Below are 3,340 nucleotides of genomic sequence, written 5' to 3' on the forward strand. Positions count from 1 at the left end.
TGCTGGAGGGTTATGTAATCCGTACCAATCCAAATGCAGGAGCTCAGAAAAAAGAAAACAGCAAGGTTGATTTGGTTGTCTCGAAAGGACCAAGCACCTTTGACATGCCGAACTATATAAAAATGTCTAGAGAAGATGCTGAAAATGACCTGAAAAATAACTATAAGCTGTCTAGCAAGCTGATTTCGATTGAAGAAGTCGAGACCGATGAAGTGGAGCCAGGAATTGTGCTTGAGCAATCTCCTACCGCTGGTCAAAAATATGATTTGACTTCTAATACCAAGGTTGTTCTGAAAGTATCTAAGGAAATTAATTCGATCGAGTTACCAAGTTATGTTGGTTCTAATTATGAATTTGCTGTCTCTAATCTCGTTCAGATCTACGGGGTGAAGGAAGCAAATATTGAACGGAAGACTACATCGCATCTGCCGGATGGAGTAGAAGTATTACCAGGTCAAATTGTGAGTCAGACTCCAGAAGCTCAATCGAGCATCGATATTAAAAAGACTCGCATTGTCTTAACCGTATACGAACCGAAGACGGAACCATCAAGTAGTACGAAAGCTTCAAGCAGTTCATCAGAAAGCTCAAGCTCTACAACAGTGGAATCCCATTCCAATACGGAGCCTTCAGCCTCTACAGAACCAGAGTCGTAACGTGATGACTCTATAAAACCAGACCGATTAGTCTGGTTTTTTTAGTACAGAGAGAGTTGGATGAATCCTTCTAGAGTCTGAAGCGAATCCCTTGGAATTTTGATAAAATAGAATGGAGAGGTTCAATTATGTGGAAGATTCAATTGTTTGTGTTTGTTGAAGCTTTGTTACTCACCATGGCTGCAATCACTATTTTGGCGGGAAATATATCTCGTATCGTCCTAATCGTGGTTCTGTGCTTGCTTCTATTGTATTATTACATCGGAAAACAGCGGAGTAACTTTCTTTTAGTGGCATCCAGCATTCTGCTGTTTTTTATTGTCATGTTAAATCCTTATGTCATTGCTGCGCTTTTGTTTGCCGTCGTCTATGCCATGCTGGTGGCTTATCCCTATTTTTACCGTGAAAACGAAGAAGTGAAGATAGATTATGAGGAAGATGTAGAAATCCGACAAGAGAAAACGCCTTGGATTGGGGATCTGCATCATTTTTCAAAGGTAAACTGCCATTTTCGTGATTTAACGATTACTCGTTTAGTGGGGCGGGATACGATCCATTTAGACGAAGTGATTGTTGTGAATCATGACAATGTCATCATCTTGAGAAAGATGTTTGGCAATACGAAAATTATTTTGCCGGTGGATGTGGAGCTGAGTTTGCAGGTGAATACCTTATATGGAGAATTGCGCCTCTTCTCTCAAAAACCTAGGAAATTGAGAAATGAGACAGTTAGCATGGAGACACCAAATTATCGAAGTTCCCATCGAACAGTGAAGCTTGTTATTGCGGGGATTGTAGGAGATGTGGAGGTCGTCAGAGGATGAAACGAACAGACTATCTTTTAATCTTCCTTTATACGCTCTTAATTCTAGCTGTTATTATCCATTCAATCTTTGGTCTTTTCGACTTTCAGTGGACTTATCTATTGGAAGATTTATCCAAACTACGTGCTTTTCTGTTTATTGGTTTTGGCTTGACGGTTGCTCTGACTATTTTGATGATTCTATTGATTAAATTGATTCAATTTACAATCATGAACACCGTCCAAAAAAACCTGAGAAACTTGCTCGAAGGCAAGAAGCTAAAACTCGGAGAAAACAAAGAGATTAATGAAGAGTTTCAACGCTTGGATCGTAAGCTCAAACGCCTGACAGAAAATTTGCAACGAACAGAAAATCGGGTCATGCAAAATGAAGAAGAGATTGTGGAAAGAGAGCGGCGGCGAATTGCCCGAGATCTCCATGATACGGTGAGCCAAGAATTATTTGCAGCTAATATGATTTTGTCTGGTGTAGCCAGTCAGGATCAAGTTCTTCAACTGCCTAAAGTAGGGCAACAGTTGAAGGGGGTCACAGAAATTCTAAACACCGCTCAAAATGATTTGCGGATTCTCTTATTACACTTGCGGCCGACAGAATTAGAAGGTCGAAACTTGGTAGAAGGTCTTCAGGTGATTTTTAGAGAACTACAAGAAAAGAGTAATTTAGAAGTTCATTTTGAACACGATGTTCAAAAATTACCAAAATCTATTGAAGAGCATATTTTTCGTATTGTGCAAGAAGTAGTGAGCAATACACTGAAACATGCCCATGCGAAGCGCTTGGATGTTTATCTGTTGCAAACAGAACAATCTCTCCATCTCAAATTAGCAGATGATGGAGTGGGGTTTGATCCAGAATCTTTGGGTGAACTAAGTTACGGTATGAAGAATATTCAGGATCGAGTAGATGACATGGCAGGAAGAATTAAGATTTTGACCAGTCCCAAAAAGGGAGTGGCTATTGATATTAAAGTGCCATTAGTAGAAGGAGAAGATGATGAAATTATTACTAGTAGATGATCATGAAATGGTCCGATTAGGCTTGAAAAGCTATTTAAGTATGCAAGATGGGATTGATCAAGTCTTAGAGGCCAGTGATGGTCAGGAGGGTGTTGAGTTAGCCCTAAAGGAGCGACCAGATGTCATCATTATGGATATTGTCATGCCCCATATGACTGGGATTGAAGCGACACTCGCGATCCTAAAAGAGTGGCCAGATGCAAAAATATTAATCCTAACATCCTATTTGGACAATGAAAAAATCTATCCTGTCTTGGATGCGGGAGCCAAGGGCTATATGCTCAAAACTTCCAGTGCAGAGGAAATTTTACGGGCTATTCGCAAGGTGGAACAGGGAGAGTTAGCAATTGAGACAGAGGTCAGCCAAAAAGTAGAGTATCGAAAAAACCACGTGGAACTCCATGATGACTTGACAGCGCGTGAACGAGATATCTTGGCTTTGCTAACCAAAGGATATGAAAACCAACGAATTGCTGATGAATTATTCATTTCATTAAAAACAGTCAAGACCCATGTGTCGAATATTTTGTCAAAATTAGAAGTGAGCGACCGTACTCAGGCAGTGGTCTATGCCTTCCAGCATCACTTGGTTTCTCAGGAAGATTTTTAGTCAAAAACATGCTATAATAGACAGCATACTGAATGGAGACCCACATGGATGCAAAAACACGCTACAAAGCAAAAAAGATTAAAATAGTATTTTTTGATATTGACGATACCTTACGAAATGTTGAGACCGGCTATGTTCCAGCTTCGGTCACCAGAGTGTTTTCACAATTACGAGAAAAAGGAATTTACACAGCTATTGCTAGTGGAAGAGGGATTTTTGGAGTGCCAGAAGAAA

At 40.1% G+C, this 3,340-nt stretch carries 4 protein-coding genes and 1 pseudogene; all 5 read left to right on the forward strand.

Features of this window, described 5'->3' with window-relative positions:
* Positions 1 to 656: pseudogene (locus tag ACLOR3_RS09905) on the forward strand (PASTA domain-containing protein); the annotation flags it as partial.
* A 128-nt stretch (positions 657 to 784) separates the two neighbouring features.
* Positions 785 to 1,480 (forward strand): cell wall-active antibiotics response protein LiaF, encoded by a 696-nt coding sequence (liaF, locus tag ACLOR3_RS09910; RefSeq protein ID WP_048715299.1) that lies wholly within the window; start codon positions 785 to 787, stop codon positions 1,478 to 1,480.
* Positions 1,477 to 2,496, forward strand: a complete 1,020-nt coding sequence (locus ACLOR3_RS09915; RefSeq protein WP_195611237.1) for an envelope stress sensor histidine kinase LiaS — start codon at positions 1,477 to 1,479, stop codon at positions 2,494 to 2,496. The genes liaF and ACLOR3_RS09915 overlap by 4 nt, the downstream gene beginning before the upstream one ends.
* Positions 2,474 to 3,106 carry a response regulator transcription factor gene (locus tag ACLOR3_RS09920; RefSeq protein WP_048789433.1) on the forward strand — a complete coding sequence of 211 codons (633 nt, stop codon included), beginning with the start codon at positions 2,474 to 2,476 and terminating at the stop codon, positions 3,104 to 3,106. Before ACLOR3_RS09915 ends, ACLOR3_RS09920 begins: the two co-directional genes overlap by 23 nt.
* A 44-nt stretch (positions 3,107 to 3,150) precedes the next feature.
* On the forward strand, positions 3,151 to 3,340 hold a 190-nt coding region (locus ACLOR3_RS09925; RefSeq protein ID WP_412037197.1), incomplete at its 3' end, for an HAD hydrolase family protein.

Origin of the sequence: Streptococcus intestinihominis (assembly GCF_046824975.1) — a bacterium.
Lineage (GTDB): Bacteria > Bacillota > Bacilli > Lactobacillales > Streptococcaceae > Streptococcus.

Excerpts from the sequence above, each read along its gene's own strand:
- liaF (WP_048715299.1), top strand. The coding sequence starts at position 785 with ATGTGGAAGATTCAATTGTTTGTGTTTGTTGAAGCTTTGTTACTCACC.
- ACLOR3_RS09915 (WP_195611237.1), top strand. The coding sequence starts at position 1,477 with ATGAAACGAACAGACTATCTTTTAATCTTCCTTTATACGCTCTTAATT.
- ACLOR3_RS09920 (WP_048789433.1), top strand. The coding sequence starts at position 2,474 with ATGAAATTATTACTAGTAGATGATCATGAAATGGTCCGATTAGGCTTG.